General features: G+C 50.6%; 12 protein-coding genes. 5 read left to right on the top strand and 7 right to left on the bottom strand.

Features of this window, described 5'->3' with window-relative positions; all coding sequences use genetic code 11:
- Window positions 1-18: 18 nt before the first annotated feature.
- Both secDF and dnaA read right to left on the bottom strand, forming a co-directional pair.
- Entirely contained in the window at window positions 19-2,997 is a 2,979-nt protein-coding gene (secDF, locus tag QVO39_RS05900; RefSeq protein WP_021903414.1) for a protein translocase subunit SecDF, read from the bottom strand.
- A 389-nt stretch (window positions 2,998-3,386) separates the two neighbouring features.
- Window positions 3,387-4,724, bottom strand: a complete 1,338-nt coding sequence (gene dnaA, locus QVO39_RS05895; protein WP_021903413.1) for a chromosomal replication initiator protein DnaA — start codon at window positions 4,722-4,724, stop codon at window positions 3,387-3,389.
- A 789-nt stretch (window positions 4,725-5,513) separates the two neighbouring features.
- Between dnaA and QVO39_RS05890 the strand changes: the two genes are divergently transcribed.
- Genes QVO39_RS05890 through QVO39_RS05870 form a run of 5 tightly spaced genes read left to right on the top strand, consistent with a single transcriptional unit; the run spans window position 5,514 to window position 10,480 of the window.
- The gene (locus QVO39_RS05890; RefSeq protein ID WP_288171835.1) at window positions 5,514-7,190 is read left to right on the top strand and encodes a putative transporter; all 1,677 of its coding nucleotides are present in this window, start codon (window positions 5,514-5,516) and stop codon (window positions 7,188-7,190) included.
- 18 nt (window positions 7,191-7,208) lie between these two features.
- Window positions 7,209-8,129 carry an aspartate carbamoyltransferase gene (gene pyrB / locus QVO39_RS05885; RefSeq protein WP_021903411.1) on the top strand — a complete coding sequence of 307 codons (921 nt, stop codon included), beginning with the start codon at window positions 7,209-7,211 and terminating at the stop codon, window positions 8,127-8,129.
- Between the two features lie 6 nt (window positions 8,130-8,135).
- Entirely contained in the window at window positions 8,136-8,603 is a 468-nt protein-coding gene (gene pyrI / locus QVO39_RS05880; RefSeq protein ID WP_018029145.1) for an aspartate carbamoyltransferase regulatory subunit, read from the top strand.
- Window positions 8,604-8,623: 20 nt separating this feature from the next.
- A complete protein-coding gene (locus QVO39_RS05875; protein WP_021903410.1) occupies window positions 8,624-9,217 on the top strand; it encodes a LemA family protein in 594 nt (197 codons plus the stop codon).
- A 9-nt stretch (window positions 9,218-9,226) separates the two neighbouring features.
- The gene (locus QVO39_RS05870) at window positions 9,227-10,480 is read left to right on the top strand and encodes a TPM domain-containing protein (protein WP_021903409.1); all 1,254 of its coding nucleotides are present in this window, start codon (window positions 9,227-9,229) and stop codon (window positions 10,478-10,480) included.
- Between the two features lie 285 nt (window positions 10,481-10,765).
- On the opposite strand, the gene QVO39_RS05865 is transcribed toward QVO39_RS05870, so the two are convergent.
- From QVO39_RS05865 to QVO39_RS05845, 5 genes are read right to left on the bottom strand one after another with little or no spacing between them, the layout of a single operon-like run.
- Complete coding sequence (locus QVO39_RS05865; protein WP_021903408.1) at window positions 10,766-13,270, bottom strand: alpha/beta hydrolase family protein; 2,505 nt, start codon at window positions 13,268-13,270, stop codon at window positions 10,766-10,768.
- Between the two features lie 9 nt (window positions 13,271-13,279).
- Window positions 13,280-14,080, bottom strand: a complete 801-nt coding sequence (ispE, locus tag QVO39_RS05860; protein ID WP_021903407.1) for a 4-(cytidine 5'-diphospho)-2-C-methyl-D-erythritol kinase — start codon at window positions 14,078-14,080, stop codon at window positions 13,280-13,282.
- Between the two features lies 1 nt (window position 14,081).
- Window positions 14,082-14,930: a deoxyribonuclease IV gene (nfo, locus tag QVO39_RS05855; RefSeq protein ID WP_018029140.1), complete on the bottom strand. Its 849-nt coding sequence runs from the start codon at window positions 14,928-14,930 to the stop codon at window positions 14,082-14,084.
- 7 nt (window positions 14,931-14,937) lie between these two features.
- Window positions 14,938-16,731, bottom strand: coding sequence for an alpha-L-fucosidase (locus QVO39_RS05850; protein ID WP_021903406.1), 1,794 nt, complete (start codon window positions 16,729-16,731; stop codon window positions 14,938-14,940).
- Complete coding sequence (locus tag QVO39_RS05845) at window positions 16,721-17,575, bottom strand: CPBP family intramembrane glutamic endopeptidase (protein ID WP_021903405.1); 855 nt, start codon at window positions 17,573-17,575, stop codon at window positions 16,721-16,723. Before QVO39_RS05845 ends, QVO39_RS05850 begins: the two co-directional genes overlap by 11 nt.
- Window positions 17,576-17,725: the final 150 nt, after the last annotated feature.

Genomic DNA, 17,725 nt, shown 5'->3' with positions numbered 1-17,725 from the left:
ATTTAGAAGTGATGAGGCTTATTTCTTCGCCTTCTCAAACTTCTTATTATTAATCATATGTGCAATCGGTGTAGCCACAAATAGGGTGGCAAAGGTACCGAAGATGATACCGAGTAGCATCGCAAAGGTAAAGCTCTGGATGCTTGCCCCACCGAATAGGAATATGATAAGTACCACTAGCAACGTACTGATACTGGTATTGAACGTACGTGAAAGGGTGCTATTTAGTGCATAATTGAAGAGCTCCTTACGCTCTCTATTGGGGTACATACGGAGATACTCTCTGATTCGGTCAAAGACCACAATGGTATCATTGATAGAGTAACCTATAATTGCAAGCACTGCCGCAATAAACGTTTGATCGACCTCCATAGAGAATGGCATCACCTTCCATAGCAAAGCATAGAACGAGATGATCGAAAGAGTGGTGAAGGTAACTGATGCAAAGGCACCAATTGAGAAGGCAATATCATTGAATCGGATCAAGATGTAGAGTGCCATCACAATCAGCGAGAAGATCACTGCGATGAGTGCACCTGTCTTGATATCATCAGCCATGCTGGCACCTACCTTCTGTGAGCTCTGGATGTAGTGCTTTGTGAATTGATCCATAGTCACCCCATCACCAAGTAGTGGCTTGAGTCCTTCATAGATAAGTGTCTCCACTTCTGTATCTACCTCAGGGGTGTTGGTATCAATCTTGTAGTTGGTAGAGATACGCACCTGGTCGTCGGTAGAGATCTTAATTACCCCTACATGGCCATCAAGGTTATCATTGAGGAGCGAAGCCACCTCGCTGGTAGTAACTGGTTGGTCAAACTTCACAATGTAGTTACGACCACCGGTAAAGTCGATACCAGTATTCAATCCCCATACACCTAGTGCGATACCTCCTGCTACTAGGATCGCTGCTGCGATGCCTAGACCAGTTGCTTTCTTGCCAATAAAGTCGAACTTAGGATCGGTAAGGAAGTTGCGTGAGATACTAGTGGTAAAGGTTACCCCCTCCATCTTGCCCTTTTGTGCTCTTCTCTCAAAGAATATTCGGGTGAGGAATACAGCGGTTAGGAACGAACAGATAAGTCCCACGATCAGCGTGGTAGCAAATCCACGGATAGGTCCCGAACCAAAGTAGTAGAGGATGATACCGGTGAGGATCGTAGTAACGTTGGAGTCGATAATGGCTGAGAAAGCATTGCCATAACCATCTTCGATGGCCTTGCTCATGCTCTTGCCCGATGCAAGCTCCTCCTTGATACGCTCAAAGATCAGCACGTTGGCATCCACTGCCATACCCAGGGTCAGCACCATACCTGCAATTCCCGCCAAGGTAAGCACCGCATGAAGCGAAGCGAGGATACCGATGGTGAGGAAGAAGTTGACAAAGAGTGCCACGTCTACTACCAAGCCTGGCAATAGTCCATACATCAGACACATATAAATCATCAGCAGAATCAGTGCCACCACAAAGCTGATAAATCCTGCCTTAATAGCCTCCTGACCTAGCGAAGGGCCTACTACGTCCTCCTGGACGATACGGATAGAGGCTGCCATCTTACCCGAATTAAGGGTATTTGCCAAGTCATCCGCCTCATCTACTGTAAAGTGTCCTGTGATCTGTGACTGACCATTAGGGATCTCTGTATTGACATTTGGAGCAGAGTAGACAACGTCATCTAGCACAATAGCGATAGGACGACCAATATTCTCCTTGGTAATTCTTGCCCACTCTCTAGCACCATCGGAGTTCATCGTCATAGAGACGGCTGGCTCCTGGCGACCCATTTGATTCTCGATCACACTGCTGGCGTTGTTCACCACATCACCACCTAGGGCTGGCATACCATCGCGACGAGTGCTCTTAATAGCGAATAGCTGGAATACCTTAGAGCCCTCCTGTACCTCCTTAACACCCCACTTTAGCTGTAGGTTGCGTGGAAGTACCTCCTTCACCTGTGGGAGGTTGAGGAGAGAGTCAATCCGATCACGGTCAGAAGCGTGTGCCATACCTACGATAGCAGTAGGTGCTAGCTGTCCGCCCTCATAAAGGTTGGGCTGAAGCAGACTAAATAGAGATGTGATCTGCTTACCCTCAGTAGCCTGTGGCTCGTTAGTAGCTGTAGTTCCAGCAAGGGCAGCCAATTGGTCATCGTTATTGATGCTATCAGAAGCTAGTGAATCGCCTTCGATCTCCTCAGCATTGGCCACCTCCGTCTCGGTAGATTGGCTGTGGCTATTGAGTCTCTGGATCACCTCATCAGCACGCTGTAGATCCGACCAAATCTCTGGAAGTAGGTAGCACTCCCAAAACTCCAGGTTGGCACTGCCTTGTAGGAGCTTACGCACACGCTCAGGCTCCTTAACACCTGGCAGCTCTACTAGGATACGGTCGCCACCCTCCAGTCTCTGGATATTAGGGGCTACCACACCGAAGCGGTCAATACGATTACGAAGTACCTTGTAGGAGCTATCAATCGCTGTCTGAAGCTCAGAGCGAAGTACCTTGATCACCTCGGCATCGGTGCTACTGGTGCTTATCTTCTCTCTAAGAGCAGAGGTGCCGAAGATCGCGGAGAGGCGAGCTCCTGGGTCAATGTTATGAAACTCCTCTGTAAATAGCGTGATAAAATCCTTTTGACTACGCTCTTGCTTTGCCTGAGCAGCTTCCAACGCCGCCCTAAAAGTAGGGTCTTGGCTATTGTCGGAGAGGGTCTCAAGCACATCGGAGGCATTGAGCTCTAGGATCACGGTCATACCACCCTTGAGGTCGAGACCCAAACCAAGCTCACGCTCACGGACATCCTTGAGGGTATGCCCTAGCCACACCTTCTGCATTGAAAGAGAGTCAATGTAGTGCTCCTGCTTCTGTGCATCTCCCTGCGCATAAGCCTTTGCCTTATTTTCGTAGTAATTGGATACTACCGAGAAAGAGAGGTAGTAGGCACAAATTACGATAAGAGCAATGGCAGTCCATTTCACTAAACCTTTGTTTTGCATCTGTTATTCGTTATATTTAATTGATTTATCTATATCCGTTCCAGCTGATACCTAATCTCTTGTATGCCAAATAATCCAAAATGTCGTGAGATAGGTATTCAGTTGGCAAATATAACCAAATTATATTAATCTATCTCATATATGTCCCTAGTGGCTACAGCAGTTGCGTTTGAATAACCGAATAAAGCTACCTTATCGGACAAGTCGGACAAGGCGGACGGGGCGGACAAGGCGGACGAGGCGGGCAAGGCGGACGAGGCGGGCAAGTCGGAGCAATGACGCAACTACTCGACTTATCCGAAAAGGTCCACTCACTGGGCTAGCACATAAAAACGCACCCTGGGGGGAGGATGCGTTATGATTTGGGGAAACCTTAAGATGGAAAGAGGCTATACCTCTAGCAGGTCTCGGATTTCCTTTAACTCAGCTTGGAACTTAGTGTCGGTGTCGAGGAGGTCACGAATAGCTCGGTCGGCATAGATCACTGTGGAGTGGTCGCGACCGCCCATCTCTGCTCCAATGGCAGCAAGTGAGGCTTCGGTCAGCTCTTTGGAGAGGTACATCACCACTTGCCGAGCCTGCACGATGGCACGCTTGCGTTTGCGACTAACGATATCTGACTCCTCTATATTATAGTATCGGCTCACCACCTCCAATATTTCTGGCACATTGATTTTGCGCTCCTCCACTCCTACCGTCTGCGATAGCACTTTCTCAGCCAGTTCCATAGAGATCTCCTCATTGCAGTAGATAGCATTCGCCATCAGGGAGGTGAGGGCTCCCTCGAGGTCACGCACATTATCCTTAGCATGCTTCACAATAAAATTGAAGACTTGCTCCGAAATGTTGACCCCCGCCTCCTTCACCTTGGCAGTGAGGATCTCTCTCCTCAAGTGCGCATCGGGGCGCTCAATCTCCACAGTCATCCCCCACTTGAGTCGGGTGTAGAGACGATCTTCCATCCCCTTAAGGTCAGCAGGGCATCGGTCAGAGGTGATCACAATCTGCTTCCCTAGCATCTTGAGGTGATTAAAGATTTGGAAGAAGGCATTCTGAGTGCTAATTGCTTCGCTAAACTCCTGAATATCATCAATCAGCAGGAGGTCGATATTTTGGTAATAATTGAAGAAAAGCTCTGGCTTCTTAGTGGTAATGGTCGCCTCCACGAACTGTCGCTTGAACGTCTGCGCTGGCACATAGACCGCCTTATATCCGGGCTTCTTCTTGACTAGTTCATTACCGATGGCATGCATTAGGTGCGTCTTCCCCACCCCCGATGCTCCGAATATAAAGAGGGGGTTAAAGGCAGTCTCACCGGGTTGCTCCACAATACTCTGTGCCACAGTATACGCAAGCCGATTGCAGATGCTTTGATAAAAGTTGCCAAAGAGCATACGGCGATCTAGATGGGTCACAAATGCCTCCTCCTGACGGACGGTATTCGCTACCTCCTCACGACGAGTGGCGGGATTAACGGTCGGTACTAGGTACTTAAGGTTGATCCCCTCTCCGAAAGCCTTTTCAAGTGCCGCCTTGAAGAGGTCGAAGTAGTCTCCCTCCAGTTTATAGCTATAGTCTTGCGATGGTACACGGATAGTCAATACATTACCCTGCATACTCACCGGCTCTAATGGCTTAAACCAGATATTAAACTCTCGCGGATTGGAGAGATGGGTACTCATTTCATTGAGAAAAATACCCCACGAACTACTTAAACTACTTTCCATCAACATCTATCTTCAAAAAAGCATACCTCCAATCAATAGTGGCAGCTATAGTATCACGATTACGGGCATCCTTTTCTACATCATTGGCCTATTTATACCATAAAAGAAGGCTTTCTTACCAATCGAAATGGGATGCTAGAGACCAATCATTCTCTTAACAACTGCAAATATTCTCATTTAATTCGAGATAAAAAAACCCGAAATCGACAGAAACCCCTCATACCTCTATAGCACAAAGAGTTACAGCTAATCCTCTGTAAATGAATAAATAACGAATTCATGCACTCCATAATCAACTGATAGCTAATGGCTTTGAGCTCTTTCTGATAGGGGTGTTAAAAAACCTTTACCTCCCATCTGAATAGTCTACACACTTCGGGATTACACGCCTCTACCTCTGCTTATTTGAGGGTCCTATCCCTAGATCCTTTTCTTTGCCTAATCAGGGGAAAAGAAGGCAACCACATGGATCAATCCCCACCTCGGAACACTCCACAAAAACCTCTATACTAGCAGAGCAAAAGTCGAGATGCAACTAAGCAATCGGTGAGTTGCAACTAAGCAAATGCCGAGATGCAACTAACCAATTGCTTAGTTGCATCTCGGCAAACGAATTTCTATATCGCTGAATTTCAGGTGGTTGCAAAAGCCCTCTTTGCAACCACATTTCCGTCGTTTTATTCGCCTTGTTTCTCAGTTGCCTTGGGCAAGGGTTACCTTGGGAGATAATTGACGGTGTGTCTCTCTTTTTTTGTAGATTTGCAATGAGTAAATATATTATTAATGACTATGCTTGATGTGATAAAGGCGTTTTGGACCGAGCAATCGCTGAGCCAGACGTTGATAATTATCTTTTTCACCTGCGGGGTAGGTCTCTTCCTTGGAAAGCTAAGGCTCGGAAAGTTTGCTTTGGCTGGGGCAGGTGTCTTTTTCTTCGGTATCTTTCTAGCCCACTTAGGTGTGCTGGTGGACCCTGTGATGCTTCAGTTTTGCCAAAATGCAGGATTGGTCATCTTTGTCTACGCACTAGGTATTCAGGTAGGACCCTCCTTTGTGGCATCGCTTCGCAAGACGGGCATCATATTGAATGCTTGGAGTATGGCTCTGGTACTACTAGGGCTGCTTTGTACGGTGGTACTGGTGCTGATGGGAGTGGATAGTGCCAGTAATATGATGGGCGTGCTGAGTGGAGCGGTGACCAATACACCAGCACTCGCTGCAGCACAACAAGGGGTGGAGCAGATGCATGCCAATAGTCCCGACCTAGCTAGAGAGCTAGGCGATATGGCACTAGCTACCGCTATCACCTATCCGCTTGGCGTGGTGGGCGTGATGCTGGTACTTGAGCTACTGAAGCTCATCTTTCCTAAGAAGAGCAGCCAGAAGGAGCCTGAGCTGATAGAGGCACGCCACCATGTGGGTGACTTTGTGGTAGAGAATAAGGGGCTAGTGGGCAAGACTCTTGCCGAGGTCAATCAAGCCTTTCACATCGATTTCCTCGCCTCTCGATTGCTCCGCAGGGGGGAAGTGATTCAGCCCAAAAGCGATACCAAGCTAGAGCTACATGACCGCTTGAGTATCGTTTGTGACGAGGAGGTGGCACAATCACTTGTGACCCTCTTTGGAGTAGAGCGGGAGCGAGACCACGAGTCGATGAATTGGGAGGCACGTGGCCCTCAGCTTGTACAGCGTCGCCTCTTAGTCTCAAAGCGGGAGTTTAATGGTGCTACATTGGCGAGCCTTCGATTGCGTAATGAGTACCATGTGACGGTGACTCGCGTCAATAGAGCCGAGATAGACTTGGTGCCCAATCCAAAGCTACACCTACAGATGGGCGACCGGATCACTGTGGTAGGTGAGGAGGAGGGCATCAATCGCCTTGCCGAGGAGATTGGCAACCAATTGAAGCCTCTGGATAGCCCCTACCTAGTGAGTATCTTCCTAGGGATGGCATTAGGAGTACTGGTGGGGATTCTACCCATCGCTCTTCCTGGACTGAGCATGCCGATCAAGCTAGGATTGGCGGGTGGACCAATCATCGTGGGCATACTTCTTGGGGCTTATGGCCCAAGGTTTCGAATGACCACCTACATCACACAGAGTGCCAATCTGATGCTCCGCACCTTTGGCATTACCCTCTACTTGGGGTGCTTAGGGCTAGCGTCGGGTGCCAATTTCGTGGAGACCCTTCTAGAAGGTTCGGGCTTGGTTTGGCTCGGTATCGGTGTAGGGCTCACGGTACTGCCCACCTTGCTGGTCGGTATCTTGGCGATGCGATACTCCAAACTCAGCTACGGTACCATCTGCGGACTCCTTTGCGGAGCGATGGCCAACCCGATGGCACTAGAGTATATTAGCGACCAGATAGAGGAGGATACCCCTACCGTGGCGTATGCCTCGGTCTACCCGCTCGGAATGTTCGCCCGTGTGGTTCTGGCTCAGATTGTGATCACAATATTATTGTAGTAAGATAGAAGTTGCTGTATGAATAGAGGTAGTTTTTTTAGTATTGAGCAGCTGACGGCGAGCGAGATAGAGGCGATACTGGATACCGCTGAGCTATTTGAGCATAATCCCAATAGGCGGTTGCTGGAGGGCAAGGTGGTAGCGACGCTCTTCTTTGAGCCATCGACCCGCACAAGGCTGAGCTTCGAGACGGCGGTGAATAGACTGGGAGGGCGTGTGATTGGCTTCTCCGACGCCAAGAATAGTAGTTCGGTAAAGGGGGAGACGCTCAAGGATACCATTCAGATGGTCTCGGGCTATGCCGACCTCATCGTGATGCGACACAATCTGGAGGGGGCGGCACTCTATGCGAGTGAAGTCTCGAGAATCCCGATCATCAATGCGGGAGATGGGGCCAACCAGCACCCTAGTCAAACGATGCTGGACCTCTACTCTATCCGCAAGACGCAAGGAAAGCTGACCGACCTGAAGGTGACCATGGTAGGCGACCTAAAGTATGGTCGGACGGTCCACTCACTGATTGAAGGGCTTTCGCACTATCGCCCCTCCTTTGCCTTTGTGGCTCCAAAGCAATTGGAACTACCTAGAGAGTATGTGGAGTATTGTGAGGAGCATGGAATACCAGCGGAGTATTATCACGAGCTCACCCCCGAGGTGATTGGGGCGAGTGACATTGTCTACATGACTCGTCTGCAGAGGGAACGTTTCCTTGACGAGGAGGATTATGAGGCGGTTAAGGATACCTTTGTCCTCGATTGCAACCTTCTCCAGCAGGCGAAGCCATCGATGCGTATTCTGCACCCACTTCCTAGGGTCAATGAGATTGCACAGGAGGTAGATGACACGCCCAATGCCTACTACTTTAGGCAGGCGGTGAATGGAATGTTTGTGCGCGAAGCACTGATATGTAGAGCACTTGGAATAGAGGTAAAAGAGTAATAAGCTATGGCAGAGATCGAGAAAGGTAAGCTACGGGTACAAGCGATCAAAAATGGGTCGGTGATTGACCATATCCCAGTGGAGAAGCTACAGAAGGTGGTGAAGCTACTCCGACTATTTGAGCTAGAATATCCCTTTACAATTGGGCAAAACTACAAGAGCCAGAAGCTAGGGCGCAAGGGGATTATCAAAGTGGAGGAGAAGCACTTCACCCCCGAGGAGGTGAATATGCTGGCACTCGTCTCTACGGAGGTGGTGATCAGCGTGATCCGCGACTACCAAGTGGTGGAGAAAATCAAGGTGGATCTCCCCGAGGAGATCAATGGTCTGGTGAAGTGCACCAATCCTAAGTGCATCTCCAATAACGAACCGATGAAGGGTCGGTACCACGTGATCAATAAGCAGGAGGGGGTGCTGAAGTGCCACTACTGCAATCGAAAGATAGAGAGAGAGGAAATCGTAATCAGTGAATAAACTATTTAGAGAATAAAGAGATGAAGAAAGGAACAATCATCACCATTGTGGTGATAGGCATCGTGGTGCTAATGGTAGCGAGATATGGTATATCGGCCAATAACAATATGGTGGAGAAGCAGGAGGGCGTACGTACTGCCTGGAGCCAGGTGGAGAATCAATATCAAAGACGTGCCGACCTGATCCCTAACCTCGTGAATACCGTGAAGGGGTATGCAACGCACGAGGAGCAGACCCTCACCAATGTGATTGAGGCAAGAGCAAAGGCTACTCAAGTAAAGGTGGATCCCGACCAATTGACCGATGAAGCATTGCAGAAGTATATGGCCTCTCAGAATAACCTCTCACAAGCTTTAGGACGACTGATGGTGGTGGCTGAGCAATATCCTGAGCTGAAGGCGAATGAAAACTTTCAGATGCTACAGACTCAGCTAGAAGGAACGGAGAATCGCATTTCCACTGAGCGTCAGCGTTTCAATGAGACAGCCAAGGAGTACAACATCTATATCCGCAAGTTTCCACGCAATATATTTGCGGGCATTCTTGGCTTTAAGCCACAAGCCTACTTCGAATCCATCGCTGGGGCAGAGGTGGCACCGGTTGTCGCTTTCTAATATAAGAAGATGAAGACGAGGTGGCTCATCATACTATTCGCCTTGCTGGCTCTCCCCGTGGGGAGCTGGGCAAGGGAGTACACTCCTAGCGAGGTACCCAATGTACAGCTTCAGGATAGTCGCCACTTTGTGAGCGACCCTGAGGGGTACTTTTCACCCGAAGATCGCGTCGCTCTCGACGATGCACTCTACCAACTTCGGGAGAAGCATACGGTGGAGGTGGTGCTGGTGGTGCTACCTGGGATAGAGAATGATGACCCGGAGTCTTTTGCCGTGAAGCTCTTTGAGCTTTGGGGTATTGGCAAGCGGGAGGATAATAATGGGCTACTGATCCTCTACAAGTTCGGAAGAAAAGGAGAGCGGATCATCCGCCTAGAGACAGGCTACGGACTAGAGGGGGCACTCCCCGATATCACCACCAAGCGACTGACTAATCGCTACCTACTTCCGGCTATATCGGAGGGGCGAGATGCCGAAGGCTTTCTACAGATGATAGGGGCGATTGATGAGCTACTCACTGAGGGGTATGAGGCACGCAACGACGGCAATCGGCAATACGGCTATGAGGAGGAGCAGCAGGAAGCCCTTGGAGGTCTGCTCTGGGGCTATATCGGCTTTTCTCTCCTTGTGGGGCTACTATTTGGCGGAGGGCTTTGGACCCGTTGGCGCAGACTAAAGGAGCCAGCACTTAGGTCGTCACTCCTGAGCCACAATTTCTCACTGCCCAAACAGATGTGGCAGTGGCTTATTTTCCCCGCACTCATCTTCCTACTGCCGCTCTACTGGATCCTAAGAGGGCGTACTCGCCGACAGCTTCACAATTGTCCGCAGTGCCACACAAAGGGGAGTGTACGTGCCATTGTATCACCTGAAAATCTACCGCTACTCTCCGCAGCACAAGCCACGGAGCAACGCCTTCATTCGGTCAATTACACCCTCTACCAGTGCTCAGCCTGCAGCTACCATCGTGCTGTGGGCGTCAGCAACTCACTCAGCGGATACCAGCGATGCCCACGATGTGGCACCAAGAGTTACAAACTGCTATCCCAACAAGAGCGTAGCAATATGGTAGTTCGTCGCTATCACTGTGAATACTGCAACTACGATAATAAAGATGTGATTCGCTTCTCCAATCCTCGTCAAAGAGGCGTTGGCCCAATCGTCGGTGGAGGCTTCGGAGGGGGCTTCGGAGGCGGTGGTAGCTTCGGTGGCGGTTTTGGCGGTGGAATGTCGGGCGGTGGTGGCTCTACTACCCGCTTTTAGAGTCTATCCGGTGACGGTTTCTCTTATCGGACAAGTTGGATCACCAAGTCTAGGATTAAACAAAGAAAGCACCCGATTGGGTGCTTTCTTTGTTTGAGGTCCTGTGATTAGAAGAGAATGTTGCACGAAGTGCCATTCTCTCATATTTAATTCAAATGTGCTGAGACTTTGAACGAAGGATGAGATGCAAGGCGCTGAGGATGAGGGTGCTGGGAGCGTACTCACGTACGTGACCGAGCCCGAATTCCGAAAGCAACGCCGCAGATCGCCTTCGTGCAACAGTCTCTAGAGGTGTACTTCCGGGTAGAGGGTGTCCCACCAAGTGGGGTCATCCTTCAGCCACTTCTGGAACCACGCCATGGTACTTTGCATCCAGAGGAATCGTTTCTCAGGATCGTAGATGCCGTGGTCTTCGCCATAGACCTTGATAAACTCTACCTCTTTGCCCAGTATCTTGAGGGCATTGTACATCTGTACACTCTCACCGATAGGTACATTGACGTCGGCTGTACCGTGGAGCAAGAGGAGCGGAGTCTTGATCTTATCAGCTCGGAAAAGCGGGCTCTGCTCGGTGTAGAGCTTTGGATTATTCCAAGGATAGCTACCGTAACTAGCCACGGTGCTATACCCGATTCCCCATGTACCTTCGCCCCAATAGGAAGCAATGGAACTGATACCAGCGTGGCTCACTGCAGCAGCAAATAGGTCGGTAATCGTCTGTAGATACTGGGTCATAAAGCCACCATAGCTAGCCCCTACACAGCCAATTCGCTCGGCATTGACATAAGGATGGCTCTCGCAGAAACCTTTTACCGAAGCCACGATCTCATCGGCCGTCCGCTTACCCCACGCATTGAGGTGACGAGCGGCATACTCCTGTCCCCAACCAGTGGTACCACTTGGGTTAAGGGTTAGCACTACATAGCCCTGAGCCGCATACATAGGAAGGGAGTAAGAGCCCTCAAAGTTGCGTGCCGTAGGCGAGGTACCACCATAATAGTAGACAATCATTGGATACTTGCGAGAGGGGTCAAAGTTAGGGGGTAGATAGAAACGACCAGGTACCACATCGCCATTAGGCATGGTAAAGCTCCACGTCTCTGCCGTGCCGAGTGCTAGGTCGTGCATCTTCTGAGTGGCTAGATCATAGAGCAGACGCTCCCCACGATTATTGATCTGATAGATGCGGTCGGAATTCATGGTACTTTGCCCACCGTAGGCTATCATTTGTCCCTTATTATCTACATCAAACCGACGCACCACCTCCTCAGTGGTCTTGATCTGAGTGATACGACCACTCCTTAGGTCGAGACGATAGAGCGATACATAGTCCTGATTCTCCGCCGTGAATATTGCTTCAAAGCGGTCTGGTAGCACCTTGACACTCTCCACATTAGGGCCGAAGTCCTTTGTCAGTGCCTTGGAGGTACGTTGTTGCCTATCGTACAGAAATAGCTGCATATCATAGGTATTTGCAGCCATTCCCTCAGGTAGGTTACGACCGATGCCTCCAAACGAATTGGCAGTCCCTAAAGCCAGCAGGTAGCGTGGGTCAGAGGTGTAGTAAAGCGTGGCCACATCCGTCTCGTGACTAAAGAGCGTATCTACTTGTAGCGTCTCAAGATTCAAGACACAGAAGTCGTTCTCAGAGAAGGGGATTGTAGTCGTAGGGCGAGAGGTGCTAAAGATGAGCTCCTTGCCATCCTTGGAAACACTTTGTAGCGAAGTGCCTCTACAGCCATAGGTGAGTGGCTGATAGAGCCCTTGCTCTAGGTCAAAAGAGGCGAGGAACTCTCGATCTCTGTAGCTACCAGTGGTATCGTAGCGACCCAATACACGCTCCACAACGCCCTTGTTTTTAGGCCCCTCATTGGTCACCATATAGATCAGCTTATCCTCCGTTGGAGCCATCACGAAGTAACCCTCCTCAGGGATCGCAGGGTGCAATACTGAAACGCTCAGTGTCGCTGGGTCGAGGGTCAAGAGTTGCTTCCCTGTGTCGCTCTTTTGGGTAAACCAAAGTTTATCAGACTGGGGCATCCACTGCGTCTCTAGGTAACTGCCATCAAGACGAGCCACGAGTCGATTGCCGTCGTAGAGCAAGACACTGTACCGGCTTTTCGTGTTTACCGTCTCGCGGAGCACCACCTTAGTATATCGTCCCGAGGGTGAGACACTCATCTCCGATAGGCTCTCCCCAGTTCGCATATACTGCATACTCATATACTCCTTATCATCTAGCGAAAGAGCGATTTGGCTATCCGCCTTCGTAGGCACCACCCTCAGCCGATACTTAGCAGCACCTCCTTCGTTAGAGAGAAGGCGGATGGCCACTTTGTGTGCCACACTAGGCAAAAGCGAGAAAGGGTACTCAAAGCTCCCCGATTGGTCAGACGAACCAATCTGTGTGCCGTCAAGGAAAAGACGGAAAGGAGAGTCACTCTCCACCAGCATCGTCCCTTTCTCAAAGCTAGGGGTCACCATAGAGAGATAGTAGCTCTGAATGGTCTTATCCCCATTCGCCAAAGTAGAGTCGCACTTGAGATACCCTTCAGCGTCGGTAGAGACGAGAGAGAGGTGAGGGTTATCCAAGCGGATAGGGGAGATCTGCGATAGTTGTCCCTTAAGGTCATACTTCTTGCCCTGCACATTGATGCTATCAGCCATAAAAGGCGTGCGTGCTACCAGCGGCTTCAGGGCCTTGTACTGAGTCACCGTGATGGTGTCGCTCTGGGCACTCCCCAGGAGTGGCAGTGCCAGTAGTGCGAGTAATGTAAGTGCTTTTTTCATAAGTCAGTATTATAGTGTGTATGTTTGTTGAGTTCCTTCCCAATCCGATATTGATAGCGGAGCATCGCTAAGGGCGAATAGCGTAGAGCCACTACCACTCATCGCGGCATAAGTAGCACCAGCTCGGTAAAGCTGCTCCTTGCCGTGTGCCAGCGCTGGATACCGCTCAAAGATGTGTGGCTCGAAGGCATTGTACAAAGTCCCTCGCCACTCCTCTATCGGTTGCGAGAGTAGCTCACGGAGACTTGGTCCTTCCTCCGATGGTACCACCCCACCATACGCTTCAGCAGTAGATATATGGAGGTCGCTGTGTAGTAGTGTCAGCACCTTCCCCTCCAGATGTAGCGGAAAAGGAGATAGCTGCTCCCCAATCCCCTCGCCCAATTGTGGCTCATCACGCAGAAAGAAAGGACAATCGGCTCCAAGGCGAGTAGCCATCTGGTGCATCTCGTCATAGCTCATCCCCAGTCCGAATACCTCATCGAGGAGCAAGAGCATATTGGAGGCATCCGAGGAGCCACCACCCAGCCCCGCCCCAGTAGGGATCCGCTTGCGGAGAATGATCTCCACAGGTGGTACCTCCGGATAAGCTGCTTTGACCAAATGGTAGGCACGCACCACTAGGTTCTCCTCCGATGGCTCCCCCCAGTCACCAAAGTCGTACTTCATGCCCTCCTCACTCGGCAATACCTCCAAGGCATCACGAAGCGGAATAGGCAAGAGGAGCGTCTCGATGTCGTGGTAACCATCAGGGCGGCGACGAAGGATCCTCAGCCCGAGGTTGATCTTAGCTTTCGGTAAACGGATCATCTCACTTAGCAAAAGTACGTAGAAGTGCAATCTCCTCCGCCCAGCGGTCGGGGTTTGGTGTCTCCAAGATAATAGGAATATCAGCCAGACGCTCATCCTGCATCAGCACCTCAAAGAGCGTCATTCCCATCACCCCCTCCCCTACAGAGGCGTGGCGATCCACACGACTAGCGAGCTCCTTAAGCGAGTCATTAAGGTGAATACCCCTCAGATACTCCAGTCCAATAATCTTATCAATCTGATACATCGTCTCCCGATACCCCTCCTCCGTGCGGATATCATAGCCTGCGGCCAGCGTGTGTGCCGTATCAATACAGACACCCACACGGCTCTTATCCTCCACCTGGTCTATAATCTGCTTCAGATGCTCAAAGCGGTACCCGAGGTTGGTCCCTTGTCCCGCAGTATTCTCCAGCACCGCAGTCACCCCCTTCGTCTTCTGTAAAGCGATATTGATCTCCTCCGCAATCTGGGCAAGGCAATCCTCCTCACTCATCTTCTTCAGATGGCTACCCGGGTGGAAGTTGAGGAGCGTCAGCCCCAGTTGCTCACACCGTTGCATCTCATCTAGGAAGGCGTCACGGCTCTTCTTCAGGTTTGTCGGGTCGGGATTGCCGAGGTTAATCAGATAGCTAGCGTGGGGTAGGATATGCTTCGGCTCAATGCCCGCCTCCTTCACCGCACTCCTAAAGTTCTCTATCTCCTCCTCCTCGAGTGGCTTAGGATACCACTGCCGCTGGTTGCGGGTAAATAGTGCAAAAGCATTTGCTCCGATCTCCAAGGCATTCGCCACTGCATTTGATACCCCTCCCGATGCCGATACGTGGGCACCAATATATCTTGTCTTCATCTTTTACTTAAAAAATATCTAGTTCATCAATATGTGGGACCACATCTCTGCCATTGTGGTTAGTCCCTGTAAAGCGAAGGTACTTCACCCTCTTTCGCTCCGATAGTTTTTGGTACTGAGGGATAGGATTATTGAGAATATTGCCAAACTCTCCTATGCTCAGCATCTCCCACTCCTTGCCATCGGCACTTCCCGATAGCGTATAGTGAGTAATCACTTCATCCCCCTCACCACTGGGCGTATACCTAAAGCCCTCCATCTCTGCCATCTGGTCCAGCTCTAGGGTAAAGGGACGCTCGTCAATCACCTTCCACCCCTTCTTCTCCATCATCGCTCCCTCAGTGGCGAGGCTCAGCTCCTCAATATCTGGTACCCAATGGGCCGCCAGACGACTAATATTCGCCACCCCTCTACTCTCCAAGAGCTTCAGACGTAGCTTCGTCGCCCTCACCGGTTGCTCTAGCAGAATGATCCGTTTGTACCCGATTGTGGTACCCTTGCCGATCTTCCGCCACTCATTGCCCACGAGCGCCTCTAGCTCAAACGACTCTACACGCTGACCCTTGGCAATCTCCTCTTGGAGCAAAATAGCTGAGACCATCTGGTCATCATTCAGCTCCACCTCCTTGTAGTCGCCAACCTCTAGTGTAAAAGGCTTAAAGACCCTCACTGCATCCCTCGCATTAAATTGACGCACAAAACGACCCAGCTCCTGAATACGTTGCACATCCACATCGGCCAGCTTACCCTCTCTATTAGGTGGAATATTCAGAAGCAACGACGAATTCATCCCCACCGATTGGAAGTAAATATTTGCCATAGCACCAAGTGTCTTTGGCGACTCATAATCGTGATAAAACCAGCCCGGACGGATGCTCACATCCACCTCGCTAGGGTACCAGAAGAGCTCCTTAGCCTTCTCCAGCATCTCACGGCTACCGAGGTCTTTCGACATTTCATCAATGCCTAGTGCCTCCTTAGTGGCTGCAGCACGTGCCAGAGATGAAGACGGAACCACCGTGGCACTCCACTCCGTCTCACGGCCCAAGCCACTCTCATTACCTACCCACCGCACATCTCGGCCCATAATGGCCGTGATCGCATTCGGCTGTAGCTCCTTGATCAGCTTGATCACCGCCTCCCAATCGTACTCCTGTACCTTGCCATTAGGTCCCTCACCATTGGCTCCATCAAACCATACCTCCCATACCTCGCCATAATTGGTGAGTAACTCCCTCAGCTGCTCTAGGTAGACCTTATTATAGGCATCGCCCTCTCCGTAGGTAGGGTGATTCCGGTCCCAAGGCGATAGATAGAGACCTAGCCGCAAACCATACTTTTGGCACGACTTAGCCAGGTCGCCCACCACATCACCCTTGCCCTCTCGCCAAGGCGATGAAGCGACACTGTGCTCCGTAGTCTTGGTGGGCCAAAGGCAGAAGCCATCATGATGCTTTGCCGTAAGAATCACCATCTTAAAGCCCGCCTCACTCAGCACCCTACACCACTGATCGGTATCTAGGTTGGTAGGATTGAAGAGGGCTGGATCCTCCGTGCCATCGCCCCACTCACGGTCGGTAAAGGTATTTATCCCGAAGTGGATAAAGGCGGTGAGCTCCTGCTCCTGCCATGCCAATTGCTCCGCAGTAGGCACCAGACGACTCGCCATCTCCACCTTCCCCTCTAGCGACATCTGCTCGGGAAATTCCAGGTGTTGTACAAACTGCTTCTCCTCCTTCTCCTTGGCGCAGCCCGCCAGTAAAACTAGTGCCAAAGCCACCAACCAAACTTTACTCTTCATCTTTCAAATCATTAATAGACGAGGTAGCACTCGTCTCTTGTTTCATTTCCTTTACCAGTAAGCCCACAAGCACCAGTACCACAGCAAATCCCCAGCCGAGCCCCAGCTCTAGATCAAAAGACTCTAGCACAAAGGTCATCGCATTATTCACAACGTGGAAGAGGATCGCTACCCAAAGCCCTCGGTAGAGTGCCACATAACCAATCACCCCACCCAACAAAAGCCGACTAGGGAAGCCACTCCACTGCATGTGCATCGCACTAAAGAGTAGTGCCGTGATCCACACCGCCACGTGCGGATTGCGGAGACGACAGAGCAACCACCCCTGCACACCCCCTCTGAAGAAGAGCTCCTCCCCCAGAGGTGCTGCCACAATAGTGGCGATATAGATCAGTATCCGACCCATCAGTCGCTGCTCTCCTAGGAGTGCTTCGTACTCCAGAGTCATCTGCTCCTCCATTGACGCAAAGATCTTGGGCACAGGGAAGAGACTCATCGCCGACTCTAGTAGCAGACTAGCACACATCGCCGCCAGCATCAGTGCCACAAGGCGAGGAAGGTGATGGAACCGAGCATCGCTCCACCGAAGTCGCCACACCTGCTCCCTATGGCTACGCCTATAGTATTGCTCCACCAACCACGCGGGTAGCGCAAAGACCAGTAGCCCCTGTACAATCATCCCCACATACTTCACATAGCTACCCGATAGGAGCAACTCCAAAAGAGGCATCATCAACATCGACAATGCCACCACAAATAGGAGCATAAAGCCCCATAGCGAAAAGAGATACCCCGCACTCGGCTTCGAGCAAGGTGAGTAACTCCGAGATACAATTGCTTTCATATCCACAAACTTACACAAAATTATAAAGTCGTGGCACTATAGGTCGGAGGAAGTCAGAGGTCACGTAATAGAAATATCTTACCGTATGTTTTCAGCGGAGCCAAAGAGGAAGGACCTCGCAGAGGTCCGTGTTAAATAGGCACAGGTCGG

Source organism: Porphyromonas sp. CAG:1061 (genome assembly GCF_000435035.1).
GTDB lineage: Bacteria > Bacteroidota > Bacteroidia > Bacteroidales > Porphyromonadaceae > Porphyromonas_A > Porphyromonas_A somerae.
This window is presented reverse-complemented; position numbering and strand designations above follow the sequence as displayed.